Here is a 24,861-nt window from a genome sequence, read left to right on the forward strand (position 1 = left end):
AGTACCGTGGGGAAGAATGATGCACGAATCTTTGACTATCGCACTGTTGCAGGCACGCGAAGCGGCGATGAGCTACTTTCGTCCCATTGTGAAGCAGCATAATTTGACCGAGCAGCAGTGGCGTATCGTGCGCATTCTGGCCGAGAACCCGTCGATGGATTTTCACGATCTGGCATTTCGCGCCTGCATTTTGCGCCCAAGCCTGACCGGTATTTTGACGCGTATGGAACGCGATGGTCTGGTGCTGCGCTTAAAGCCGGTTAACGATCAGCGCAAGTTATTCGTGTCATTGACCAAAGAGGGGCAGGCGCTTTACGCACGCGCGCAAACGCAGGTGGAAGAAGCTTATCGGCTGATTGAAAATGAGTTTACGCCAGAGAAAATGCAGCAGCTTACCGCGCTGCTGGGGGAGTTTATCGCACTGGGAAGTTTGCGCCAGAGCGAAAATAGGGACGATAAAAACTAGCTCGCGCAGAGTAAAAGCGGCGAGTAGAAATTACCGATAATGATGGCGTGTTCCGGCGTTCGCTGAATGCTGAGTAAGCGCTTCTGACCGAGAAGAATACCGGCAGTGTACGCTTCGAAAATTTTATCCGGCACGCGATCGTGGCTAAATCGTTCGATGTTCTGAATGTGAATTTCATACAGGCTATCGTGCAGATTACGCCAACTGAAATTCTCCTGTCGCGAGACGGTATGCATTTTCGCCTTCGCCATCAGGTTGCCGGTCATGATGAAATAGCCGCTGCCGTCCGGGTTGAAATGCATGACCACCTGGCCGTCGAAATTGAAGGGATTATTGTCGCGGCTTTCCTTGAAGTTGAGTTGCCCGAGGCAGTTAAAGGCCAGCGGTTTGGGCTTATTTAGCCACCATAACGTTGCGGCGACCAGCGCGATGTTAATGAGAAGAAAGGCTATTATCTGAAGGGTACGGGACTTCATCGGTCACCACTCATAAAAGTAATTGGTGCTACAGGTGCTGGTACTTTGGCTTGAGCGCGAACACTGAGAAAGCACCAGTCGGCCCTTATCCCCATAAAACAGCGTGTTCTGAATATGCACATAGAATACGGAGTTTTCCAGGCACGATAAGCCGCTGTTTTCTTTGATTTGGCGAGTGAGCGCCACGGCCTGTTTTTGAAAAACATCCGCAATGGGCGTGAAGGTATACACCGGGCAGCCGTCAATCTGGGTCAGTAAATAGCGGGCAGTCACTAGCGGTGACTGTTTTTGCGAGAGATAACTGCCGCAAATGGCCGCAACCACCATCGTCGCGATGCACAACCAAATGGCTAATTTGGGGCGGGAGCGAGGCGCACGCATCGGCACGGGAAGCGCGGGCGCGCTTTCACGGCTGAGGGGGTGCACACTTATCTCGGCATTCAGCATAAAACCTGTTTTCGGTACGGTGATGATAAACGAGGTGCCGGGCATCATACCGTCCAGCAATTTACGCAAGATGCTAATGTATTGATTTAGCGAGTTATTAGAACCCGTCAGACCCCGCTCGTCCCACACGTCTTGCAGAAATTTTTCGCGATCGACCACCATACCATGATGGGCGATTAATAAACTGAAGATATGATTCGCGGTACTGGTCAGCACCTGTCGCTCGTCGTTCTCCTCTCCCTTCAGGGAGAGCGAACCCTCTTCATTGTCATAGATGAGCGCATCAGCGAGCAGATATTTCATATGCGGTAAGAGCATCCGGAATCAAGAAAGCCAAAAGCAAAGTGCCTTTATATTAGCTGAAATTATAGGTCGTTACGTTACCTATAACATTGATCCCAGCAATGATCACCGCGTCCGCATTAGTTGTAGAGAGCCTGGCGTTCCATCAGGTTCATTTTGCGGTTGAATTCGACCAGGGTATCGCAGTGGAATTTATCCATCGCATTGCGCTTGTGGGTATAAATTGTTTTCGGCGATTTATTGAGAATTTGTGCAATGCGCACCAGCGTGAAGCCCTGGCGAATCAGGGAACAGACGCGCGCTTCAGAGCGGGTGAGCTGTTTATCGCGGCGGCGGCGGCTAAAAGTCGGGTTTTTCAACTGTTCTTTTAACTCACTCATTTCCATCCGATCGGAAAGAATGTTCACCCTGTCATCCGGTAACATCACGCTCAGGGTGTCAATCTGCTCGCTTTCCGTAAAGACCAGCCACTTTTGGACAATTGGAGTGGCGTAGATTTCCTGGCACAGCAAACGCTGCTGGCTGTCGCTGGCCTCTTTAATCCACTTAATATCGGCGGCCGGTTTTCCCTGTTGATGCATCAGGTTTTTCACACCTACCCAGAAGAAATAATTGTTACTCAGAACCCGAACCTGATAGCGGGGTTCTGCAAGAGTTAATGCGGTCATCGTCAATTTCACACCCGTTCTGGCCGCGATGGCATTATCGCTGGCTCGGAGAAGAATGAGAAAAAGCCTACCTTGCAGGGGGCGTTTAAAGATATTTATAAATACATTTGGTGTTTATATGGTGATTTGCTCTAATTTATAAGTGTTGTATATGTTTTTCATCTGTTTGGCGTGTGTGCTTGTGCCATTGTTGTTAATTGAAAATTAAGATACGGTTAACTAACCCTGCCGTCTCTGATCAACGTTATCGGAGATGAAAATCATAAAGGAGCGTTTCATGGAAACAGTAAACCTCTCTGTCGATGAGGCTTACGCGCTGGCGTATCACGCGCTTAGCAGTAATGGATTCAGTGAACAACATGCGGCGGTGATTGCGAAAAACGTCACCGCCGGTGAGCGTGATGGTTGTGCATCACACGGTCTGTGGCGTTTGCTCGGTATTGTCGACACGTTGCGCAAAGGAAAAGTGTCCGCCGATGCGCTGCCCACGGTGGTGTCTCAGGCCCCGGCGATTGTGAAAGCGGATGCGCATGGTGCGTATTCGCTGCTGGCATTTGAGCAAGCGCTGCCGCTGTTGATCGAGAAAACGCGGCAATGTGGCATTGCGGCGCTGGCGATCAACCGCTGCGTCCACTTCTCCGCGTTGTTTGCCGACGTAGAACCGCTGACCGACGCCGGGCTGGTGGCGCTGGCGACGACGCCGAGCCACGCCTGGGTTGCACCGGCGGGTGGCACTCAGCCACTTTTTGGTACCAACCCGATAGCCTTTGGCTGGCCGCGGGGCGATAAGCATCCGTTTATTTTTGATATGGCGACCAGCGCGGCGGCGCGTGGGGAAATTCAACTGCATCATCGTGCCGGGAAAGCGATCCCTGAAGGCTGGGGCATCGACAGCGACGGCAATGCCACTACCGACCCGCAGGCGGTGCTGGATGGGGCGATGCTCACCTTTGGCGGGCACAAAGGTTCAGCGCTGGCGGCCATGGTTGAGTTGCTCGCCGGGCCGTTGATTGGCGATATGACCAGCGCAGAGTCTCTGGCGTGGGATAACGGCGCAGGTGGTCTGCCGTACGGCGGCGAATTGATTCTGGCGCTCGACCCGACGCGCTTCCTCGGCGAGGATACCAGTGCGCATCTGGCGCGGGCAGAAACATTATTTAGCGGCATGCAGGCGCAGGGCGCGCGATTACCGGGCGAGCGTCGTTATCAGTCACGCCTGAAGAGTGAAAAGCAGGGCGTAGCTATCACACAGTCGCTTTACGATGATATCCGTGCGTTAAGCGCCTGATGCGCTTCGCTTATCAGGCCTACGCGCGGGTCAAACATAGCGCCAAACCGTAGGCCGGATAAGGCGTAGCCGCATCCGGCAATTCAGGGTTGCACCTTTTCTTAAAGTTTTCTCTTTCCAGGCCGAAAACCGTAATTCGCCAGGAGGAAGAGAAAGCATGTTAAAACGTATCAAGATCGTGACCAGCTTAGTGCTGGTTTTGGTGTTATTTGGACTCTTACAACTCACATCGGGCGGGCTGTTCTTCAACGCGCTCAAAAACGACAAGGAAAACTTTACCGTTCTACAAACCGTTCGCCAGCAGCAGTCTGGCCTCAACGGCAGCTGGGTGGCTTTGCTGCAAACCCGTAACACCCTGAACCGCGCCGGGATCCGCTACATGATGGATCAAAACAATATCGGCAGTGGCGCTACGGTGGCGGAATTGATGCAGGTCGCGCAGAAATCGCTGAGCGATGCGGAAAAGCGTTGGGCCGAGTACGAAGCGATGCCGCGTGACCCGCGTCAGAGCGAGTCGGCAGCGCTGGAAATCAAACGCAACTATGACATCTACCACGGTGCGCTGGCGGAGCTGATTCAGCTGCTGGGCGCGGGGAAAATCAACGACTTCTTCGATCAGCCTACCCAGGGCTATCAGGATAGATTCGAGCAGGCTTATGTTGATTATCTGCAACAGAACGATCGTTTATACGATCTGGCTGTCGCCGATAACAATCGTTCATACGATCAGGCGATGTGGATCTTAGCCGGCGTCATGGTTGCCGTACTGCTGGCGATCGCGATTGTCTGGTTTGGCATCCGTAAAACCCTGATCCTGCCGCTGCAAAGTCTGATTGAAAGTATTCGCCATATTGCCGGAGGCGATCTTGTTCGTCCTATTGATGTGGAAGGGCGCAACGAAATGGGGCAACTGGCCAGTACGTTGCGTCATATGCAGGGTGAACTGGTGCGTACCGTCGGTGAAGTGCGTAACGGCGCGGACGCGATTTATAGCGGCGCGAGCGAGATTGCGATGGGCAATAACGATCTCTCTTCCCGTACTGAACAGCAGGCCGCTTCGCTAGAAGAAACCGCTGCCAGCATGGAAGAGCTGACTGCGACCGTTAAGCAGAACGCCGAGAACGCACGTCAGGCGAGCAACCTCGCACTGAGCGCGTCGGAAACGGCGCAGAAGGGCGGGAAAGTGGTGGATAACGTGGTGCAAACCATGCGTGATATCACCGCCAGTTCGCAGAAGATTGCCGATATTATCAGCGTAATTGACGGCATTGCTTTCCAGACCAACATTCTTGCGCTGAACGCCGCGGTAGAAGCGGCGCGTGCAGGCGAGCAGGGACGTGGTTTTGCGGTAGTCGCGGGGGAAGTGCGTAATCTGGCCCAGCGTAGCGCGCAGGCAGCCCGCGAAATTAAGAGCCTGATTGAAGACTCGGTTAGCCGTGTTGATTTAGGTTCGACGCTGGTGGAAAGCGCCGGTGAAACAATGGATGAGATTGTGAATGCGGTGACCCGCGTGACCGATATTATGGGCGAGATTGCGTCTGCGTCTGATGAGCAGAGCCGGGGCATCGACCAGGTCGGGCTGGCGGTGTCGGAGATGGATCGTGTCACCCAGCAGAACGCCTCGCTGGTGGAAGAATCCGCCGCTGCGGCTGCCGCGCTGGAAGAACAGGCCAGCAGACTGACTCAGGCGGTAGCCGTGTTCCATATCCAGCAGGAAAAAGCACTTCAGGAGAAACCGGAAGAGCGCGTTGTGGCGATGAAGCCAGTGCAACGTAAGGCTGCGGCGACGGATGCCGGGGAGAATTGGGAGACGTTTTAAGGCCCTCACCCTAACCCTCTCCCACAGGGAGAGGGAACCGATCGAGCACGTTGCTGAATTCCCTGCATTTTTCACCCTCTCCCTGTGGGAGAGAGCGGGATGAGGGAACCGATTGTACCAGTGGTGAGGTGCGTGCGGTTTTCTCCCTCTCCCTGTGGGAGAGGGCGGGGTGGGGGAACCGATTGTGCCAATGGTCAGGTAGATGCGGTTTTCACCCTCTCCCTAAGGGAGAGGGCCGGGGTGAGGGGATTACCCCTGCGCTTCAACCACCTTAATCTCTACCATCCCAATCCCTAACTGACGTGGGGAATGGCCGAGGATATTCCCTTCGTTCGTAGACTCAGGCGCTGGTGGAACAATCACCAGCGTGCTGGCCTGCGTCGGGTTATCGAAGTGCAGCGTCGTCGTGGTCACGTCGTGTCCCAGCGTCAGCGTTTGCTCGCTATTACCGACGCGCACCGGGATTGGTTTATCGGCATTCTGCCCAAAGGCTTTTGCGGTGATCACCAGGTCAAATTTCTTCGGCAGAGGGTGCTGATACTCAATCTTCACCTGGTTGCCCAACTGGGCATTAGACCAGCGTCCCCAGCTTTCCGGACGTGAAATGCCACTAAACTGCTTCACCTCTTCCGGCGCGCCAGCGACGTTGAAAATGAAGCTGTCGGCTTTATAGCGAATATCGTTATCCACCACTTTTAGAGTGTCGACGTTGCCGTTATAGCGCGTCATGTCGATCACGGTATCTTTGAATGCCGTTTTGCCTTTCCACTGCGCTTTATCGACATGCTGGACTTTTTGTTCGCCACCGAGCTGCCCCTGAGAGACGCACCAGTCGGTGGAGAGCGCGAATTCCGGTGCCCAAAGCTGGCCCATCTTGTAGCAGCGGTCAATCCAGACGAAGTTATCGCGCGGAGCGAAATCGGCTAACTGATAACGCAGCGGTGCGGAGTACTCGCTTTCTGGCAGCGGTTCGACGCGTTTTTCCGACACGCGCAGCAGTAGCGGCAGACGGAAATGGCTGCCGGAGAACGCAATCATGTTTTTCTGCGTATCGATGGTGAACTCTTTCATCTCTTTCGGGAAATTCCACAGACGGATGATGTCGGGTTTCCACGCCAGCACTTTCTCTTTCATATTGAGGAAAATGGTCGACAGCGATTCGCCCGAGAGGCTGCTGCGCCCAAGGCCGATGAAGTTATCACCGCCCAGAATATCGAGCACCGTTGCACCGTTATCCATGGTGTTACGCTTTTGCGCCATCACTTCCTGCTGAGGCTTGTCGCCGCGCAGGATGAAGAACAGGTTATTGCGATCCTGCTTATTGAGGTAATCCCAGGCGGTGTTTTTCATCGCCAGATGATCGGAGGAGACCACGATCACCGTGTTTTTAAAGTACGGCGAGGCTTTGATTCGGTTAATGAATTCCGCAATATTCTGCTGGCTACAGCTGACGGCGCTGAAGGACTGATTCGCCTTGCCGCCAATTTCATAGCGTTTACGCGAGCAACTGCGCGAGATAAAACCATCCGGATGGTGCGTGTCGACGGTCAGAGTAAACAGAGAGAAACGCTTACCCTCTTTAGAGAGCGTTTCGAATTTTTTCCATGCTTCGTCCAGCACCGTGTCATCGTAGAAGCCCCAGTCGTTGCGGTAGTTCGGGTCGTCAACGGTGGCCTTCAGCTCTTCGGAGCCGTAGAGGTTGTCAAAGCCATGCGACTTCAGGAAGACATCTTTCCCGGCGAAGCGCAGGTTCGCGCCCTGGACAAAATAGTTTTCATAGCCGGAGTTCTTCAGGATATCGCCGAGGCAGATATTTTGCGGGAAGAAACTGGAGAGCGACGCGGACGCGTTGCCTTCAAACGGGGCGAACAGCGGAATACCGCATTGTGACGCGACCATTCCGGCAATGGTGTAGTCGGTGCCCGGTAACTGCATGGTGTGGCTGAAATCGATACTGTCGTCTTTCAGCGCGCCAAGCTCCGGTGCGAGATCCGGGAACGCCTGGTTATCAAAATAGGTGCGCTCAAGGCTTTCACCGTAGATGTAGACGAGGTTAAGCTTTGGCTGCGGAATACTTTTGGCGGGCTCTTTGTAATAAATAGAGAAATCAGGATCGCCGTCGCGTGATTGAGATTTTACCAGTTCGCTAATCTGGCGAAACGCCGGGCTGGCATCAACGGAACCCACCGCCAGCACCAGCGCCAGCAGGCTGTAACCAAAATGGTGTGGGTGATGGCGGCGGCGACGCAGCAGCCAGCCGAGCGTGCCGAATATGGCCACCAGCCCTAACACCAGGCCGATGCCTGGCAGGATATATTTGCTGACGCCCGCGCCGGTCAGGCTGTTGGTGAGTGTGTAAAGTACGGCGTCGTTGATGCCGTCGCCGGTGAAATAGTCGCTGGCATAGAGCGTAATGTTGAGTACGACAAAAAATCCCAAAACAATCAGCGTAGCGGCGAACCACCACGTATTGCGGCCTGCCTTCAGGGCATAAATCGCCACGGAGGCAAGAAAAAGAGCAAGGGAGAGCAACTCTGACACTACGTATCCTCAACAGCGCCAGTTTTCTGGCCAGACATTTATTGAACAGCATAATGTAATCATGCGGTCGTATAGCTGCAATTCTAGCGTCATCAAAGTGTGCTGTTGTTCAGAATTGGTTTATAAATAGCCGACTTTATCGCCGAAGAAGGGAACTTTTGTGCATGAGGGGTAAGAGAGATGTCGCAGCGCGCGGAGAAGCGAATGGGCGTTTATCCGCGCGCTCAGTGGGATCAGGAGAGGAAATTCACACCCTGTTTCAGCACCAGATCGCAGGCTTTGGCTTTCACTTTTTTACCCAGCTCGCTATTACCCAGGCTTTCAAGATTCAGCTGCTGCCCATCTTTTGCATTCAGCAGACCCTGGATGCCGTCCATGTAGCTGGTGTCTTTTTTCTGCTCAGCGGCAGTGTCCAGCCCCAGTTTATCCAGCACCTGAGATTTAATGTTATCGACGTTGGCAACAGAGGTGATTTTCTCTTTTGCACAGTAACCCATAATGCCCGCGGCGTTATTCATAGTGCTGGCGCTGAGAGACTGCGAGCCGCCATTGAGCAGGCTGGTTAATGAGGAGAGCGATGTGCCGCTCTGCTGGCTGCTGCTCTGGCCGCCCAACTGGCTGGCTGCGCTGCTCAGGGTGTCGGTCAGGGAACTGGCGTTGGCCGCAGTGGCGAAGAAGGCGCCTGCGAGGATAGCGCCGCAAAACAGGGATTTGGTCGTTTTCATGAGAAGCACTCTATTCATGCAATGAATGTATTAGGCCGCCAGTATACTCCCTGTCGGCACTAAGATTTATCTCAATACTCTTTACCGGTGACCCGGCTGCGATAGCTGTCCCAGTTGAAGATCACCCACAGACTGTTGCCGAGACGCATACGATCCATTACGCGCTCTCCGAGTAGCTTATTCATCTCATCCATATTGCTGTTGGTGAGCATCCCGGTAGGGCGTTTAGAAGATGAACGACGATCGACAATCTGATTAATGATCACCTTCTCGTAGCGCGACTCCGTTTGCACGCCGATTTCGTCGATCACCAGCAGGTCGACCTGGCTGAGATCGTTTAGCAGTTGCTCTTCGCTGGTTTCCCGATTGCTGAAAGTATCTTTCATGGCCGACATAATGTCGGCAACGGTGATGATCAGCACCGATTTCCCGCGAAGGAGTAGTTCATTGCAGATGGCCGCCGCCAGGTGGTTTTTCCCGGTGCCAGGCTTGCCGGAAAAGATAAAACTGGCGATGTTGCCATCGAACTCTTCCACGTACTGACGCGCTTTTGACAGCGCGTTCATCTGGCCTTCGTTTTCCACGCGATAATTATCGAACGAACAGTTCTGGTGCAGTGGGCGAATGCCCGAACGGTTAAACGTGCGCTGCATTTTCATGGCGCGGTTTTCCCGCTCCAGCGCGGCGGCGCGGATTTTTCCCTGCTCTTTTTGCCAGGCCAGCAGCTCTTCACCGGTCGTGAAGGCGGGCTTGACGTTCGCCGGCATCATCTTTTGCAGGCGTTGCATTAAATCGCCAACGTTTTTCATGCTCATCCTCTGAAACCAGGGGGAATATGATTATCGGGTTCGGATACGCTGTTCAGGTCGCGCTTCGGCTGACCGTTATTGCTCGCGCGGCCCATTTGCACGCTTCGCGCCAGTTTTTGCTGCCACTGCACATGATGGAACACTTTGCCTTCTGCTTGCCAGTAAGCGACAAATGAAGCCAGTTCTTCTGGCGTGACTGGCTCACTAAGGGCAATACCCCAGAGTGCGGAAAGCCGCAAAAATTCGGCATCCGGTTGCCAGCCTGCATACATGGCAAATTTACCCATCGGCACGGCGATAGGGGCGGGCGCAGGCTCTTCAAAGAACTGCGTATCCAGCGCCACATCGCTACCCGGACGGGCGAGTTTTTCTTCCAACGCTAACAATTGTGCCAGCCGTTCCGGCGTGATGGCGTAGAACGCGGGCGCATTGTTAGCAAATACGGCCAGTGCACCACCTTCTGTTTTAGCAAGAATGGTAGCAGGATCGGCGACAAAGGCGTCAATACCAATCACGTTCGGCGTCAAAATACGAGAAGACATAACACTATCTCAATACAGAAAAACACAGGAAGGCTGCGAAATAGCCGCAGGTTAATGGGCATATAGTAGCACAGAGCATGAAAGGGACGGCAGCCTTAATCCCGCGCTGCCGTTGTGCTGAGAATTAGACCCGCGGGCGTTTGCGATACAGCCACAGGCCAGGGATAGACAGGCCGATAGAGAGCGCGCCAACAATCGATGATGCCTTAAGAAAGTTGCTGATGAGCGCAATCATCATCTCTTCGGTATAACCTAAGTGGCTGATTTTTACCGCGGAAATCATAGCTGTATAGGCTGATATACCGGGGAACATGGGGATGACGGCGGCGACGGTAAAGATCTTCGGATGCGCGAGGTACCAGCGTGACCAGCGAATGCCAATGCTACCGACCAGAATCGCGGCGAGGAACGTTGCCCACTCAATGTTAAACCCGGCGGTCATCATCACAAAGCGCGAGCTATGGCCGATCGCGCCCAACAGCCCACACCACGGCAACGCCCGGTGCGGCACGTTGAAAACCATCGCAAAACCTACTGCCGGAATGGACGAGAGAAGGATGTCCTGAACCAGCGCCAGCATAAAATCGATTACACCCATCCGCGCAGCCCCCATAAGGTCATGGCCATCACCACGCCCACGCAGGTGGCAAGCGTCAGCAGGCTGGCGATCGCCCACCGCGCCAGCCCGGTGTTGATGTGACCTTTAAACATGTCGGCGACGGCGTTAATGAGCGGAAAACCCGGCACCAGCAGCAGGACGCTGGCTGCCATTGCCACGGTTGAGGTTTGGCTGAAAGCAGGCATGCGCAACAGCAGGCCAGAGACAGTGGTCGCGGCGAAAGCGGTAATACAGAAATTGATTTGCGGGTGCATTGCGCGGTGGGTGAGAACCTGGCGAATATACATCGCGATAGTACTGGCGCAGAGCGTGACGAATGCACCATCCCAGCCGCCGTTATTGAGTTTACAGAAACAGGCGCAGGAAAGGCCTACCATTGTCACCACGAGCCAGCGTGGGTAGCGCAGGGGCTTGATTTGCGCGAAGCGTTTGGCGACATCCCGCGCATCCAGCAGTTTATGCTCTGCCATGATAACGATGTGTTGGATCTCCGTCACCATATGCATATTGATGCCGCGATCGGCGTTTTTGCGTGTCGATGTAATGCATTGCCCATCTTTGATGGTTGATAAAACAATGGCATTCGGTGAAATGGCGATTTCGACGCTGTCCATTCCCAGCGCGCGCCCTAAGCGTGAAGCCAGCTCATCAACCAGCGCGCTTTCCGCGCCGTGCTGAAGCAGAAAAAGGCCGCACTGAATACAGAGCCGCGTAATGCCTCGCTGGGTGTGGTGATCAATTTCCGTGGTCATCCTGTATCCTCGGTACAACTGCCTGATGAGTTACTTTTACCCGAAGCGTCGCGGGTGGGAGTCCGTGTCGGATCAAATAATGTGCAAAAAGGCGTCGGTGTTTTGGCGTGGGTCATAACTTGATGCTCGCCACACTTTCTGAAAATTGTCGAAAAGTGCAGCCTTTGAACAGGTTTTTCCCTTCTTTTCCCACGCCCCCTTATCAAAAATGCATGAATAAACTTTATGCAAACATAAAACAAACAAATTATTAACTTATCCGACGTGAGGCGACCCTATGAAGACACAGGTAGTGATTATTGGCGCGGGGCCTTCCGGGCTGCTGTTGGGGCAGTTGCTGCATAACGCGGGCATTCAGACCCTGATTCTGGAGAGACAGACGCCGGACTACGTGCTGGGGCGGATCCGGGCCGGTATTCTGGAAAGTGGCACAGTTGGCCTGCTGCGCGAAGCGGGAGTGGCAAAACGGATGGATGCGGAAGGGCTGGTGCATCACGGGGTGGAGTTTTTGTTTAACGGCAAACGCATTCCGGTACCGCTGAGTGAGCTGACCGGCGGCAAGAGCGTGATGGTTTACGGACAAACCGAAGTGACGCGTGACCTGATGGAGGCCCGGCAGTCCAGTGGCGCGCCGGCTATTTATGGTGTGAGCGATGTACATATCGATGACATCAAAAGTGACAGCCCAACAGTCACCTTTAACAAAGGCGGTGAAATCTGCCGCGTGTCATGCGATTTCGTCGCCGGATGCGATGGCTTTCACGGCGTTTCGCGGCAAACCATTCCGCGTGAGATTTTGCGGGAATACGAAAGCGTCTGGCCGTTCGGCTGGTTAGGGATGCTGGCCGATACGCCGCCGGTGAATCCGGAGCTGATATACGCCCATCACGAACGCGGGTTCGTTCTTTGTAGTCAGCGCTCACTAACTCGTAGCCGTTACTATTTACAGGTACCGCTAACGGAGAAAGTCGAGCTGTGGTCTGATGAACGCTTCTGGCAGGAGCTGAAATGTCGTCTGCCTGAGGATCTTAGTCAGAAGTTAGTGACTGGTCACTCACTTGAGAAGAGTATCGCGCCGCTGCGCAGTTATGTGGTGGAACCGATGCAGTATGGCCGCCTGTTCCTGGTGGGCGATGCGGCGCATATCGTTCCGCCGACGGGGGCGAAAGGATTAAATCTGGCGGCGTCGGACGTCAATTATCTGTGGCGGATCCTGTGCCAGTATTATCAACACGGACGGGCCGACCTGCTGGATCGCTACTCGCAGTTGGCGCTTAATCGTGTCTGGAAGGGGGAGCGGTTTAGCTGGTTTATGACCCATCTGCTACACGATTTTCAGGATAAGAGTGAATTCGATAAAAAGATGCAGGAAGCGGATCGTCAATATTATCTGGGTTCACGCGCTGGCCTGACCACGATTGCAGAGAACTATGTCGGTCTGCCCTATGAGGCGGTCGAGTCATTATAATTTTCCGCCCCTTACTTTTATCAATTAAAGGTGAGGGGCGCATTAGTGCTTTTAATCAATTCAAAAATATAATACTACATAAATGAGTTATATAATTAACAAATGTTTTAATTATAACTTACGCGCAGATTCATTTTTTCTAATTGCATTTGGATTACCATTTTATAAACAATGTGACATATTATATCGGTTAACCTTTTGCCGTGACGCCCCCTTATTTAAATATATCAATTTGATCTCATTTATCAGGGCAAGAAAAGGTAATTAAGGAACAAGGATGAACAGGTTCTTTTTTTTAACAGCACACCTTTACCGGTGAGCGTAAAAAGAATCGTCGATTGGATGCGGAGGTTTTATGTTACAAGGATACTGTAAGTTCGGCGTCATTATCAGTAAAATACCGGTGATGCAGTCCGGGTTGAGTGCGATAATGACCACGCATTTCCCCAATTATGAGCTGAACGTTTGTCACTCTCTGGAGGAGCTTACGCTGCTCCAGCTTCGTCGGGCTGACCTGGTGTTGGTCGATCTCTCTGGCGATATTCATCAGCCGCGCAACGTGTGCGAACAATTCTACTCTCTACTGTCGCAATACCGTGATATTCACTGGGTTTTTCTCGTCAGTCGCCCTCATTATTCCCTTGCCATTGAATTTTTGATGCGTCCGGAAAGCACTCTGTTATCTGACTCTGAGCCTGTTGAACGTGTCGTCATGGCGATTCGCCAGGGAGGCGCTTCCGCCGAGCGCATCAGTCAAACCCTGTTGGTGCCAGATTACGATGCAATTCATGAGGAAAATGAAAAAATGGTGATGCTGACGCTGTCGGAACGTAAAGTTTTACGTCTGCTGGCGAAGGGCTGGGGAATTAACCAAATCGCCACGCTGTTGAAAAAGAGCAATAAAACAATCAGCGCACAGAAGAACAGCGCTATGCGCCGTTTATCGTTACGCAGCAATGCTGAAATGTACGCGTGGATCAACAGCACTCAGGGAATGAAGGAACTCAATCTCTTCTCAGCATATGGAGAACCGGCAGAATGGAAAAACATCACGGAAAGCAGCATGTCGCTATAGTCGAACCCTGCGTGATGGCGGAAGTCGGCCTGCGTCATTTGCTCGCCGCGTCTTCCCGAAGCCCCTATGTATTTCATTTTTTCCGGTCGGTTGATGCGCTTAGAGAATCCATGCTAAGCGACGACTATTTTGCGGTAATCTGTTGTCTGTCAGGTACGCGTGAATTACGCCTTGAAAGCCTGCTGATTCAGGATGAAATAGCGAACAGCAGATCAGAAATTATCCGTATCATTCTGGCCGGCGATCGGCAAGAAGTGGAACTGATTAAGCAGCTTTCGCCAACGCTACTGAACGGCGTGGTAAGCAAAGCGGAATCGCTCACCAGGCTGAAAAACACTATCCTTGAAATTTTGCGCAGCGGCGGGACGCAGCAGCTCGCGCAGGATGAAAGCGATATCACCGTGCATCACCGCTTTTTAAGCCCGACTGAACGGGCCATTTTACGCTATATGACCTGCGGTTATTCCTTAACGGATATCGCTGAACGGCTTGAGCGGAATATTAAAACGATTCGCGCGCATAAATTTAATGCGATGGCGAAGCTGGGCGTCAATTCTGATATCGGGTTACTTAGCGCGGCGGACTTATTGATGTCATTGCCCGATCGCGAAGGCTTATCCGGCGACCTTTCCTATTTTGTATAGCTGAAAGCCGGAGCGGATGCGTCAGCTCCGGTATCTGAGGCTTACAAACACACATCGACCCAGGTGGCGCCGGTCAGTTGCGCAATGCGTTCGGGGGATATCCGTACGGCGCTGTGCGTGGACCCAGCGGCGGGCAGTACTTCCGCATACTGCTGCAATGAGACATCACAATAAACGGCGAGCGGGTTTTCCAGGCCAAACGGGCAGACGCCACCAACCGGGTGGCCAGTCAACGTTACCACTTCATCGCTACTCAGCATGCGAGCTTTGGCACCAAAGGTTGTTTTCAACTTTTTGTTATCCAGGCGGGCATCACCTTTTGCCACGATCAAAATAACCTGCTCTTTGACCTTCAGCGACAGCGTTTTGGCTATCTGGCCGGCTTCCACCTGATGGGCAGCGGCGGCAAGGGCGACGGTAGCGGTGCTTTGCCCTGATTCAATAATCTCAATATCGGGGGCGTGTTCGGCGAAGAATTGCCGCACAGATTGCAGGCTCATTAGACTCTCCTGAAAAATTGTGGCGTTCAATCTGTCATAAGCCCTGGATGCTGTAAATATTTGCCGTGAGGGAATCGGATAAAACCGCGTTTTCTGGATCTCCTTCACAATCACTGCAACCGGTTACAGTAACCGGTTGCAGTTCTGCAGAGAGGGGATTAAAACTGTGAGTGTCACTTACGCTGTACCCAATAATAAGAGCCCTGTACGACGTGTCGCGTAACACGCGTTTGTATAGCGGCAAAATCGTTGTTGCTGTGCTTACGTCTCAAGCCTGTCAGGAGGGCTGCTATGTCTGCTGGTCACACTGCGTTTAATTTAATTTTCCGGTTCGTGGAAAACTACGTCAGCCCCATTGCCGGGCGTATTTCCTCGCAACGTCACGTAATGGCAATTCGTGACGGCTTTATCTCTGCCATGCCGTTTATGATTGTTGGCTCATTTTTACTTGTCTTCGCTTATCCGCCATTTTCGCCCGATACCACCTGGGGCTTTGCCCGCGCGTGGTTAGATTTAGCAAAAGAATTTGAAGGTCGCATTCTGACGCCGTTCGATATGACCATGGGCATTATGTCCATCTATATCTGTGCGGCAATTTCTTATAATCTTGGCAAACATTACGAAAAATCCCACCAGCTTGATCCATTTATGTGCGCCATGTTGTCTATTATGGCGTTCCTGCTGGTTGCTGCGCCGAAAACCAATGGCACGCTGCCGGTGGATAGCCTCGGCGGAACCGGGATTTTCACCGCCATTCTGGTGGCGATTTACTGCGTTGAGCTGATGCGTTTTTTGAAAGCGCACAACATCGGTATTCGTTTGCCGGATCAGGTTCCGCCGATGATCAAAAACTCCTTTGATCTGCTCATTCCGGTGCTGGTGGTGGTACTGACGCTTTACCCGCTCAGCCTGCTGATCCAGGGCCAGTTTGGCATGCTGATCCCGCAGGCGATTATGTCGCTGTTTAAACCGCTGGTTTCGGCGGCTGACTCCCTGCCAGCGATTCTGTTAGCGGTGTTGATTGGTCATCTGCTGTGGTTTGCAGGTATTCATGGGGCGGCGATTGTCTCCGGGATGCTGCAGATGTTCTGGCTGACCAACCTTGGTCTGAACCAAACCGCGCTGGCGCAGGGCGCGCCATTACCGCACATCTTTATGGAAGCGTTCTGGACTTTCTTCATCGTTATTGGCGGCTCAGGGGCGACTATGGGGCTGGTGTTCTGCTACCTGCGTAGCCGTTCAGCACATTTGCGTTCGATAGGTCGTCTGAGCGTGGTGCCAAGCCTGTTTAACATCAACGAACCGGTGATTTTCGGTACGCCAATCGTGATGAACCCGGTGTTCTTTATTCCGTTTCTACTGGCGCCGATGGTAAACGCCGTGCTGGCGTGGGCAGCCATGAAGCTGGATCTCATTGGCCGCGTTATCTCGGTTGTTCCGTGGACGGCTCCGGCACCGATTGGCGGCGCATGGGCGTTAGGCTGGGATTTCCGCGCGGCGATTCTGGTCGTACTGCTGGCGTGTGTGTCCGCCATCATCTACTACCCCTTCTTCAAGGTGTATGAGAAACAGCTGTTGGCGCAGGAAGCGGAAGAAGCGCAGCGTGCGGCGGAAGAGAGCCAGCAGGTTGCGTAACGACTGAGTCGGGATTGTTGCCGGGTGGCGCTACGCTAACCCGGCCTACCGGTTATCTTACATATTTCGCTGGCCTGATAAGCGAAGCGCTATCAGGCATTTCGCGTTCGATTATTTCAGCGTGCAGTCACCGCATTGCTGCACATCCGGCAGGCGGTAACGCTGACAGCAGGTACGGCGAACCAGCAAGCCCTCACGTGGCACGACGGTGCGCCACAGCGGGTTATCCTGGCCGCAGGAAAGGGTTTTCGCAAAGAATAATTGTTGGCGCAGGTTGTTGACCTGTTCTTCACCCAGCACGGTTTTCATCTCACCCAGATACCAGTTAATCAGATAGCCGGTGTTGCTCCAGATAAGTTTTCCGTTAATGTCGCCCGTGGCTTCCAGAGCTTCAACAACCGGGATCAACGCCTGTTTAATCAGTGTTTCCATACGATGCGAGCCTGAAGACTGGCTGGCGCGCGTATCTTCCTGTACATCGACCCAGAAACAGGCTGCACGTCCTGTTTCATGGAATTCGACGTGGAAATGCTCCGGCGAGAGGTCAAGCGCGGCATCTTCTGTCAGCAACGCCAGCATCAGCGGCGGCACCATCAGGCCGATATACCATTGCGCCCACAACGAGATCAGCGGCTTATTCTCCCGCGTCATGGTCGGCTGGTTACGATAGATATGATCGGAATAGAGCGCCAGCAGCGAACTGAGCTCGGTGGGCCGCATCCACTCCGCCAGGGTTTTGGCTTGTGCGGAGTGAGGCTCATCGAGTTTAAAGCATTCCAGCATATGCGGGCGCTGTTCGGCGATTTTGTCGCGCACGGATTCAGCCAGCGTTCGCTCACGAGTTGGAAGCGGCGCTCGCCAGATAATATCCTCAGCAATCGGTGCGGAACGGTAAGCCATAGAATTCGCTGGATACAAATCTAAATGATAATGATTGCCAATCCTAGCTATAGATAAAACCGAGCGCAAGGAATTTTATGTTTCTTACGCTCGGGGTGTGAGGTTAGTGCTGGGGAATGGCGTCGCTGGTCAGTATATGGTTGCGGCCCAGTCGCTTGGCTTCGTAGAGGGCTTTATCCGCATTTTCCAGTGCCTTATCAATTTCTTCGCCTTCAAGTGGGGCAATGCCAATACTGATAGTGACATTGGTCGCCACGCTGGCGTTCAGGATGTGCGGAATTTTCAGATCGTACACTTTCTGGCGGATGCGCTCTGCCGCGCGTTGAGCGCTATCGGCATTGCTGTTTGCCAGCAGGACAACGAACTCTTCGCCGCCGAAGCGAGTCACGATATCGCGTGAGCGCACGGCATCACGCACCGCAGCGGAAACCTGAATCAGCGCCTGATCGCCCATCATATGACCATAGTGATCGTTATAGGCCTTGAAATGGTCGATATCCAGAAGCAGGACATGATGACCTTCCGGCGCCAACGACATCAACGTGGCGAAGCGGTGCTGGAAGCCCCGGCGGTTATACAGCCCGGTTAAGGGGTCAAGCATACTTAAATCATTCAGCGTTTCCCGCTCTGCCAGCAGCTTGTGCATCAGGCTCTGGGCAAAGGCATCGTTACGCTTTTCAATCAAATGCTGGATACTGATGCCGACGATCGGCAAGGCCAGGCAGAATGCCATTCTCAACCACTGTTCGTGGTCGCTGAAAAACAGGCAGATAATAAATACCGGCAGCGAGTGCAGCAGAAACGCGACAATATTATTCGAAAAGGCGATGGTGCCGATGAACAAAACATTAAGCAGGACAACCGTTAAAAATGTCATTTCGGTCGGATACGTGCCGGGCATTTTTATCACGATGTGCCAGGCCCATAAACAGCCGAAAATAACTGAAATAACAGGAAGAAAGATCTTTCGCTCTGCATTCAGCCAGTGCCAGAGTAACAGCGCGCTACTAATGCCCAAAATTAACGAGAGGGGAATCGTAAACGCATGAACTTTATAGATAGGATTCAATAGCGAAAATAGCGATGACACCAGATTAAGAAAAAGGAAAAGCCTCAGCGTGAGCTGATACTTTTTGCTGTGCAGAGACCGCCAGGATTGTACTGTCATAAGAGATCGTTATTAATCTTCTGGTAATTAAAGAAAGGTCGCCAGCTGTGAACAAAACAAAATAAAACATGCAAGAAGTGCACGCAAACCCCAGGAATTAAGAGGGGGAAGTTTACGGTCGCACAATTTATCACCTTACAACCGTCGTGTCATTATTCGTAAGCGAAACTTATCATTTCGCGAGGTTCTCAAATGATAAAAATTATCATATGATATTGGTTATCATTATCGATTTAAGAGATGAAACCATGTTGATGAGAACGTTAGGCAGTGGGTGGGGCGTGCTGATCTCGGGGATGGCGACCTTTGCTCTTGGTCTGCCAGGCCTTTCGATGGACGCGTGGCGCGGAATTATCACCGTCGGCATGCTGCTGACCTGCGTGATGATCTGGCATCGACAATGGCGTCATTACGTCTTGCTGCCGTCGTGCGTAGCACTGATAAGCGGTTTGATGCTGATTGTGATGAACGTTAAATAAGGGAATAAAGAAGAAGGAACTGCAGGATGGGAACGAGGACTGGTGCGAGGGGGGGGACTTGAACCCCCACGTCCGTAAGGACACTAACACCTGAAGCTAGCGCGTCTACCAATTCCGCCACCTTCGCACAGATATCTCGTTGTTTATATCGCCCTCGTGGTGCGAGGGGGGGGACTTGAACCCCCACGTCCGTAAGAACACTAACACCTGAAGCTAGCGCGTCTACCAATTCCGCCACCTTCGCACAGTGCGAGCGATATAACGTGGTTTATGGTGCGAGGGGGGGGACTTGAACCCCCACGTCCGTAAGGACACTAACACCTGAAGCTAGCGCGTCTACCAATTCCGCCACCTTCGCATACCATCGATACCCTAAAAAGTATCGTTACCACGGAGGCGCATTCTAGAGATTTTCAGCTTGACGTCAATAGTTAATTATTGGATGTCGCGCGATTGCTGCAAAAAACGGCGATTATGCTGCGCCTGATGCGCTGCGCTTATCAGGCGCACGGGCTCGGTAGGCCGGATAGGGCGGAACGCCGCATCCGGCAAAGGTGCCAAACTGCGCCTGATGCGCTTCGCTTACCTGGCCTACGGGATTGGTAGGCCGGATAAGGCGGTACGCCGCATCCGGCAAAGGTGCCAAACTGCGCCTGATGCGCTTCGCTTATCAGGCCTACGGGATTGGTAGGCCGGATAAGGCGGTACGCCGCATCCGGCAAAGGTGCCAAACTGCGCCTGATGCGCTTCGCTTATCAGGCCTACGGAATTGGTAGGCCGGATAAGGCGGTACGCCGCATCCGGCAAAGGTGCCGAACTGCGCCTGATGCGCTGCGCTTATCAGGCCTACGGGATTGGTACGCCGCATCCGGCAAAGGGTCAGCTTAGGCTTTCTTCGCCTGGCGGGTCATGATGGCGCGATACACCTTGAAGCGGCCGGTCTGCGCGATAACTTCGTGGAAACCAAAGGTGTCGTCGAGGATCGCCGGATACGGCAGGAAGGCGTTCGCCACAATGCGCAGTTCACCACCACTGTTCAGATGACGCACGGCGCTACGAATCAGCGTTTGCGCGGCATCAAGGCTGGTTTGCAGGCCATCGTGGAACGGCGGGTTGGAGATAATCATATCGAAGCGGCCTTTCACTTCAGAGAAGACGTTGCTGGCAAACACATCGCCCTCAAAGCCATTGGCCGCAAGCGTTGCGCGGCTGGCTTCGACCGCAGGTGCGCTGACGTCGCACAGAGATAAACGTACTTTGGGGGAATGGCTGGCAAGCGTCGCGGCTAACACGCCCGCGCCGCAACCGACATCCAGCACTTTACCTTTGGTATGCGGCGTCAGGGTGGAGAGCAACAGTTGGCTACCCACGTCCAGCCCATCACGGCTAAATACGCCCGGCAGCGTTTTGATGGTCAGTCCGTCGAGCTGATATTCGCCCCACTGTTTTTCCACATCAAAGGTGGTCTGTTTTTCCAGACGACCATGATACAGGCCGCAGCGACGGGCGCTGTCGACCTTATTCAGCGGCGCGTAATCCGCCAGCATTTGTTCGGCGCTGCGCACGCCGCTGCGGTTTTCCCCAACCACAAAAATATCAGTCCCAATCGGCAGCAGCGACAGAATATTCATCAGCTGGAACTGGGCTTCCGGCTTGTTCTTCGGCCAGTAATAGATAAACGTGTCGCAGTCAGCGACATCTGACGCCTCGGCCACCAGGCTGTAGCGCACGTTCTCGCCCATCTGCGGGGCCAGCGCCTGCCAGTGGTGGAATTGCTGGGTATGCGCGCGGCTGAATGCCGTGTCGAGGCGGGCAGGCAGGTCATCCTGCAAATCTCCGGCAAACAGAATACGGCTTTGTTCGAAATCATCACTGTGGCGCAGCAAGACTTCACTTGCCGGGGTAAAAGCAGACATGAAAAGCTCCTTCGTTAAACGTGGCGGCGATTATACACTGTTGTTTACGCGCGAGCGCGTAATTGGCGCACTTTCGCTGAGTTTGCTATATTTGCGCCCTTGATAGACAGGAGCGTTTTACATGACTTCCCGGCGAGACTGGCAATTACAACAGTTGGGCATCACCCAGTGGTCACTTAGGCGCCCGGCGGCGCTGCAGGGAGAGATCGCGATTTCGCTGCCTGAGCACATCCAACTTGTGATGGTTGCTGATGATCTGCCGTTGCTGACGGAACCGCTGATTATCGATGTACTACGCGCGTTGCAGCTTACGCCAGACCGCGTCCTGCAACTTACGCCTGAAAAAGTGGCAATGCTACCGCAGGGAAAACGCTGCAACTGCTGGCGTCTTGGCAATGATGAGCCCGTCTCGCTGGAAGGGGCTCAGGTCTCAACGCCTGCCTTTAACGAATTAAAAGCCAGCGCGCCAGCACGCGCCGCGCTTTGGCAACAAATTTGCGCACATGAACACGATTTCTACCCTCAGCACGACCGATCTCCCCGCAGCCTGGCAGATTGAGAAACGCGCCCACGCTTTTCCGTGGAGTGAAAAAACCTTTGCCAGTAACCAGGGTGAACGTTATCTGAATCTGAAGTTAACCGTTGGCGATGAGCTGGCTGCTTTCGCTATCACTCAGGTGGTGCTGGACGAAGCGACGCTATTTAATATTGCCGTCGATCCCGCTTATCAACGTCGCGGGCTGGGGCGTGAGTTACTTGAACACGTCATTGATGAAGTCGAAAAGCGGGGCGTCGCGACGCTATGGCTGGAAGTCCGTGCCTCTAACGCGCCTGCCATTGCGCTCTATGAAAGCTTAGGTTTTAACGAAGCGACGATTCGCCGCAATTACTACCCGACAGTTGACGGGCATGAAGATGCGATAGTGATGGCATTACCCTTAAGCATGTAAGTAAAACAAGGTGATACGATGAAGTGGGACTGGATTTTCTTTGACGCCGATGAAACGTTGTTTACGTTTGATTCTTTCAGCGGCTTACAGCGGATGTTTCTCGACTATAGCGTGACCTTTACCGCCGAAGATTTTCAGGACTACCAGGCCGTGAATAAGCCGTTGTGGGTGGATTACCAGAATGGGGCGATCACCTCGTTACAGCTTCAGCGTCAGCGCTTTGTTGGCTGGGGTGAGCAGCTAAACGTGCCGCCGGAAGAGTTGAACGATGCGTTTATGAATGCGATGGCTGAAATCTGTGCACCGTTGCCGGGCGCGGCATCGCTTATCAGCTCGCTGGAAGGCAAGGTAAAAATGGGGATCATCACCAATGGCTTTACGTCGTTGCAGCAGATTCGCCTTGAGCGCACCGGTTTTCGCGATCACTTTGATTTACTGATTATTTCTGAAGAGGTTGGCGTCGCTAAACCTGACCGTCGCATTTTTGATCACGCGCGAGAGTTAGCCGGGAACCCGGATCCTTCACGCATATTAATGGTCGGTGATACCGCCGCGTCGGATATTCTCGGCGGCATGAACGCAGGCTGGTCGACCTGCTGGCTGAATGCGCATCAGCAGCCGCTGCCGGAAGGTATTAAACCCGACTATACCGTTTCGTCATTAAGCGAACTGGAGTTACTCCTGTGTAAACAGTGATTGCCTGTCCCCCTTTGATGGGTAAAATAGCCGCAATTTTTCGTATTTAACGTGCGCAGCGCTTTGCTGCGCCTGGAAAGAAGATCCCATTATGACGTTGTCTCCTTATTTGCAAGAGGTGGCGAAGCGCCGCACTTTTGCCATTATTTCCCACCCGGATGCCGGTAAAACAACAATTACCGAAAAGGTTCTCCTGTTCGGACAGGCGATCCAGACTGCGGGTACGGTAAAAGGCCGTGGCTCCAGCCAGCACGCGAAATCTGACTGGATGGAGATGGAAAAACAGCGTGGTATCTCAATCACCACGTCCGTGATGCAGTTCCCGTATCACGATTGCCTGGTAAACCTGCTGGACACCCCGGGGCACGAAGACTTCTCGGAAGATACCTACCGTACCCTGACGGCCGTCGACTGTTGTTTGATGGTCATCGATGCCGCGAAAGGTGTAGAAGATCGTACCCGTAAGTTGATGGAAGTGACCCGTCTGCGCGATACGCCGATCCTCACTTTTATGAACAAACTCGACCGTGACATCCGCGATCCTATGGAACTGCTGGATGAAGTGGAAAACGAGCTCAAAATTGGCTGTGCGCCAATTACCTGGCCTATCGGCTGCGGCAAGCTGTTCAAAGGTGTTTACCATCTCTATAAAGATGAAACCTATCTTTATCAGACCGGTAAAGGTCACACCATTCAGGACGTGCGCATCGTTAAGGGATTGAATAACCCGGAACTTGACGCCGCTGTTGGTGAAGATCTGGCGCAGCAGTTGCGCGATGAGCTGGAACTGGTGCAGGGTGCCTCGAACGAGTTCGATAAGGATCTGTTCCTGGCCGGTGAAATCACGCCGGTATTCTTCGGGACAGCGTTGGGTAACTTCGGTGTGGATCACATGCTGGATGGCCTGGTGGAGTGGGCGCCAGCGCCGATGCCGCGTAAAACTGACACTCGTGAAGTGGTTGCTGCGGAAGAGAAATTCTCTGGCTTCGTCTTCAAGATTCAGGCCAACATGGACCCGAAACACCGTGACCGCGTGGCGTTTATGCGCGTCGTTTCTGGTAAATATGAGAAGGGTATGAAGCTGCGCCAGGTGCGTATTGGTAAAGACGTGGTCATTTCCGACGCGCTGACCTTTATGGCGGGCGACCGTTCTCACGTAGAGGAAGCCTATCCGGGCGACATCATCGGTCTGCATAATCACGGTACGATCCAGATCGGCGACACCTTTACCCAGGGTGAAATGATGAAGTTCACCGGCATTCCGAACTTCGCGCCGGAACTGTTCCGTCGTATTCGCCTGCGCGATCCGCTGAAGCAGAAACAGCTGCTTAAAGGGCTGGTACAGCTTTCCGAAGAGGGGGCGGTGCAGGTGTTCCGTCCGATTGCCAACAACGACTTGATCGTGGGGGCGGTCGGCGTACTGCAGTTCGACGTGGTTGTGGCGCGTTTGAAAAGCGAATACAACGTTGAAGCGATTTACGAATCGGTAAACGTCGCGACCGCCCGCTGGGTGGAAGGCAAAGACGTCAAGAAATTCGAAGAATTTAAACGGAAGAACGAAGTTCAACTGGCGCTGGATGGCGGCGATAACCTGACCTATATCGCACCAACCATGGTTAACCTGAACCTGACACAGGAACGTTACCCTGATGTCGAGTTCCGTAAAACTCGCGAGCATTAATCCCCCCGGAAGCACGGCCAGCGCCGTGCTTCCGCATTTTTAGCCTCTCTTTTTTCCGCTGCGGAAAGTTCTTAATTGCACCCCCATCTCATCCGTTTTGCTGGTTTTTTAGTCAATTGCACCTGCAAGCTGCCGAGAGTGTTCTATATTTAACAGAGTGATGAGCGAGTTGCTGGTTTAATGCACTTTGTTATTTATGAATCTTAGCGCATTAACCCATCAAATATACTCATCGCGGTATTAATAACCTCAAACGGGACGGATGTCGTCCTCAGCAGCATAACGGCCACTGTG

The 24,861-nt window shown here is 53.2% G+C and carries 26 protein-coding genes and 3 tRNA genes; 12 read left to right on the forward strand and 17 right to left on the reverse strand.

What is annotated here, in order from left to right:
- Positions 1 to 19 precede the first annotated feature (19 nt).
- Entirely contained in the window at positions 20 to 466 is a 447-nt protein-coding gene (gene hpaR / locus DBY68_RS08145; protein WP_108475429.1) for a homoprotocatechuate degradation operon regulator HpaR, read from the forward strand.
- Here the strand turns inward: hpaR and DBY68_RS08150 are convergent.
- From DBY68_RS08150 to DBY68_RS08160, 3 genes are all read right to left on the reverse strand, one after another.
- Positions 463 to 942 (reverse strand): FidL-like protein, encoded by a 480-nt coding sequence (locus DBY68_RS08150; protein WP_108475430.1) that lies wholly within the window; start codon positions 940 to 942, stop codon positions 463 to 465. The genes hpaR and DBY68_RS08150 overlap by 4 nt on opposite strands.
- Before the next feature lie 3 nt (positions 943 to 945).
- Complete coding sequence (locus tag DBY68_RS08155; protein WP_108475580.1) at positions 946 to 1,692, reverse strand: winged helix-turn-helix domain-containing protein; 747 nt, start codon at positions 1,690 to 1,692, stop codon at positions 946 to 948.
- 119 nt (positions 1,693 to 1,811) lie between these two features.
- On the reverse strand, positions 1,812 to 2,360 hold the full coding sequence (locus DBY68_RS08160; RefSeq protein WP_108475431.1) for a helix-turn-helix transcriptional regulator: 549 nt from the start codon (positions 2,358 to 2,360) through the stop codon (positions 1,812 to 1,814).
- Positions 2,361 to 2,637: 277 nt separating this feature from the next.
- On the opposite strand from DBY68_RS08160, the gene DBY68_RS08165 reads away from it, so the two are divergent.
- Entirely contained in the window at positions 2,638 to 3,648 is a 1,011-nt protein-coding gene (locus tag DBY68_RS08165) for an Ldh family oxidoreductase (RefSeq protein ID WP_108475432.1), read from the forward strand.
- A 157-nt stretch (positions 3,649 to 3,805) separates the two neighbouring features.
- Positions 3,806 to 5,467 carry a methyl-accepting chemotaxis protein gene (tsr, locus tag DBY68_RS08170; RefSeq protein WP_108475433.1) on the forward strand — a complete coding sequence of 554 codons (1,662 nt, stop codon included), beginning with the start codon at positions 3,806 to 3,808 and terminating at the stop codon, positions 5,465 to 5,467.
- A 249-nt stretch (positions 5,468 to 5,716) separates the two neighbouring features.
- On the opposite strand, the gene opgB is transcribed toward tsr, so the two are convergent.
- From opgB to DBY68_RS08200, 6 genes are all read right to left on the reverse strand, one after another.
- Positions 5,717 to 8,008 (reverse strand): phosphatidylglycerol--membrane-oligosaccharide glycerophosphotransferase, encoded by a 2,292-nt coding sequence (opgB, locus tag DBY68_RS08175; protein WP_108475434.1) that lies wholly within the window; start codon positions 8,006 to 8,008, stop codon positions 5,717 to 5,719.
- Between the two features lie 233 nt (positions 8,009 to 8,241).
- Positions 8,242 to 8,733, reverse strand: a complete 492-nt coding sequence (locus DBY68_RS08180) for a DUF2501 domain-containing protein (protein ID WP_108475435.1) — start codon at positions 8,731 to 8,733, stop codon at positions 8,242 to 8,244.
- A gap of 71 nt (positions 8,734 to 8,804) precedes the next feature.
- Complete coding sequence (gene dnaC, locus DBY68_RS08185; RefSeq protein ID WP_015966046.1) at positions 8,805 to 9,542, reverse strand: DNA replication protein DnaC; 738 nt, start codon at positions 9,540 to 9,542, stop codon at positions 8,805 to 8,807.
- Positions 9,543 to 9,544: 2 nt separating this feature from the next.
- Positions 9,545 to 10,084 (reverse strand): primosomal protein DnaT, encoded by a 540-nt coding sequence (dnaT, locus tag DBY68_RS08190; protein ID WP_108475436.1) that lies wholly within the window; start codon positions 10,082 to 10,084, stop codon positions 9,545 to 9,547.
- Positions 10,085 to 10,208: 124 nt separating this feature from the next.
- Positions 10,209 to 10,682: a threonine/serine exporter gene (locus DBY68_RS08195; protein WP_108475437.1), complete on the reverse strand. Its 474-nt coding sequence runs from the start codon at positions 10,680 to 10,682 to the stop codon at positions 10,209 to 10,211.
- Positions 10,673 to 11,455: a threonine/serine exporter ThrE family protein gene (locus tag DBY68_RS08200; protein WP_108475438.1), complete on the reverse strand. Its 783-nt coding sequence runs from the start codon at positions 11,453 to 11,455 to the stop codon at positions 10,673 to 10,675. The genes DBY68_RS08195 and DBY68_RS08200 overlap by 10 nt, the downstream gene beginning before the upstream one ends.
- A 277-nt stretch (positions 11,456 to 11,732) precedes the next feature.
- Between DBY68_RS08200 and pobA the strand changes: the two genes are divergently transcribed.
- The 3 genes from pobA (at position 11,733) to bglJ (ending at position 14,642) form a co-directional block, all read left to right on the forward strand.
- Positions 11,733 to 12,923 carry a 4-hydroxybenzoate 3-monooxygenase gene (pobA, locus tag DBY68_RS08205; RefSeq protein ID WP_108475439.1) on the forward strand — a complete coding sequence of 397 codons (1,191 nt, stop codon included), beginning with the start codon at positions 11,733 to 11,735 and terminating at the stop codon, positions 12,921 to 12,923.
- Positions 12,924 to 13,278: 355 nt separating this feature from the next.
- On the forward strand, positions 13,279 to 13,998 hold the full coding sequence (locus DBY68_RS08210; protein ID WP_108475440.1) for a response regulator transcription factor: 720 nt from the start codon (positions 13,279 to 13,281) through the stop codon (positions 13,996 to 13,998).
- Positions 13,962 to 14,642, forward strand: coding sequence for a DNA-binding transcriptional activator BglJ (gene bglJ / locus DBY68_RS08215; protein ID WP_108475441.1), 681 nt, complete (start codon positions 13,962 to 13,964; stop codon positions 14,640 to 14,642). The genes DBY68_RS08210 and bglJ overlap by 37 nt, the downstream gene beginning before the upstream one ends.
- Positions 14,643 to 14,683: 41 nt before the next feature.
- Here the strand turns inward: bglJ and DBY68_RS08220 are convergent, their stop codons facing one another.
- Complete coding sequence (locus DBY68_RS08220) at positions 14,684 to 15,142, reverse strand: YbaK/EbsC family protein (protein WP_108475442.1); 459 nt, start codon at positions 15,140 to 15,142, stop codon at positions 14,684 to 14,686.
- 291 nt (positions 15,143 to 15,433) lie between these two features.
- On the opposite strand from DBY68_RS08220, the gene DBY68_RS08225 reads away from it, so the two are divergent.
- Positions 15,434 to 16,777, forward strand: coding sequence for a PTS sugar transporter subunit IIC (locus tag DBY68_RS08225; protein ID WP_108475443.1), 1,344 nt, complete (start codon positions 15,434 to 15,436; stop codon positions 16,775 to 16,777).
- Positions 16,778 to 16,888: 111 nt separating this feature from the next.
- Here the strand turns inward: DBY68_RS08225 and fhuF are convergent, their stop codons facing one another.
- Together fhuF and DBY68_RS08235 are read right to left on the reverse strand one after the other, a co-directional pair.
- Positions 16,889 to 17,677 carry a siderophore-iron reductase FhuF gene (gene fhuF / locus DBY68_RS08230; RefSeq protein WP_108475444.1) on the reverse strand — a complete coding sequence of 263 codons (789 nt, stop codon included), beginning with the start codon at positions 17,675 to 17,677 and terminating at the stop codon, positions 16,889 to 16,891.
- A gap of 103 nt (positions 17,678 to 17,780) precedes the next feature.
- A complete protein-coding gene (locus DBY68_RS08235; RefSeq protein ID WP_108475445.1) occupies positions 17,781 to 18,845 on the reverse strand; it encodes a GGDEF domain-containing protein in 1,065 nt (354 codons plus the stop codon).
- A 209-nt stretch (positions 18,846 to 19,054) separates the two neighbouring features.
- Here DBY68_RS08235 and DBY68_RS08240 point away from each other — a divergent pair, with 209 nt between their 5' ends.
- Entirely contained in the window at positions 19,055 to 19,324 is a 270-nt protein-coding gene (locus tag DBY68_RS08240; RefSeq protein WP_108475446.1) for a DUF1435 domain-containing protein, read from the forward strand.
- 40 nt (positions 19,325 to 19,364) lie between these two features.
- On the opposite strand, the gene DBY68_RS08245 is transcribed toward DBY68_RS08240, so the two are convergent.
- The 5 genes from DBY68_RS08245 to rsmC all read right to left on the reverse strand — a co-directional run bounded on the left by DBY68_RS08245 (position 19,365) and on the right by rsmC (position 21,240).
- Positions 19,365 to 19,451, reverse strand: a tRNA-Leu gene (locus DBY68_RS08245).
- A 30-nt stretch (positions 19,452 to 19,481) separates the two neighbouring features.
- A tRNA-Leu gene (locus DBY68_RS08250) sits at positions 19,482 to 19,568 on the reverse strand.
- A 27-nt stretch (positions 19,569 to 19,595) separates the two neighbouring features.
- Positions 19,596 to 19,682, reverse strand: a tRNA-Leu gene (locus tag DBY68_RS08255).
- 114 nt (positions 19,683 to 19,796) lie between these two features.
- Entirely contained in the window at positions 19,797 to 19,970 is a 174-nt protein-coding gene (locus DBY68_RS22895) for a hypothetical protein (protein ID WP_158529109.1), read from the reverse strand.
- A 238-nt stretch (positions 19,971 to 20,208) separates the two neighbouring features.
- The gene (gene rsmC / locus DBY68_RS08260; RefSeq protein WP_108475447.1) at positions 20,209 to 21,240 is read right to left on the reverse strand and encodes a 16S rRNA (guanine(1207)-N(2))-methyltransferase RsmC; all 1,032 of its coding nucleotides are present in this window, start codon (positions 21,238 to 21,240) and stop codon (positions 20,209 to 20,211) included.
- A gap of 121 nt (positions 21,241 to 21,361) precedes the next feature.
- On the opposite strand from rsmC, the gene DBY68_RS08265 reads away from it, so the two are divergent.
- From DBY68_RS08265 to prfC, 4 genes are all read left to right on the forward strand, one after another.
- Positions 21,362 to 21,799, forward strand: coding sequence for a DNA polymerase III subunit psi (locus DBY68_RS08265; protein ID WP_108475448.1), 438 nt, complete (start codon positions 21,362 to 21,364; stop codon positions 21,797 to 21,799).
- Complete coding sequence (gene rimI, locus DBY68_RS08270; protein ID WP_108475449.1) at positions 21,744 to 22,190, forward strand: ribosomal protein S18-alanine N-acetyltransferase; 447 nt, start codon at positions 21,744 to 21,746, stop codon at positions 22,188 to 22,190. Before DBY68_RS08265 ends, rimI begins: the two co-directional genes overlap by 56 nt.
- Before the next feature lie 18 nt (positions 22,191 to 22,208).
- Entirely contained in the window at positions 22,209 to 22,886 is a 678-nt protein-coding gene (gene yjjG, locus DBY68_RS08275; RefSeq protein ID WP_108475450.1) for a pyrimidine 5'-nucleotidase, read from the forward strand.
- A gap of 91 nt (positions 22,887 to 22,977) precedes the next feature.
- Positions 22,978 to 24,567, forward strand: coding sequence for a peptide chain release factor 3 (gene prfC, locus DBY68_RS08280; RefSeq protein ID WP_108475451.1), 1,590 nt, complete (start codon positions 22,978 to 22,980; stop codon positions 24,565 to 24,567).
- Positions 24,568 to 24,861: the final 294 nt, after the last annotated feature.

Source organism: Pseudocitrobacter sp. RIT415, from assembly GCF_003057695.2.
In the GTDB taxonomy this organism is placed as follows: domain Bacteria; phylum Pseudomonadota; class Gammaproteobacteria; order Enterobacterales; family Enterobacteriaceae; genus Pseudocitrobacter; species Pseudocitrobacter faecalis.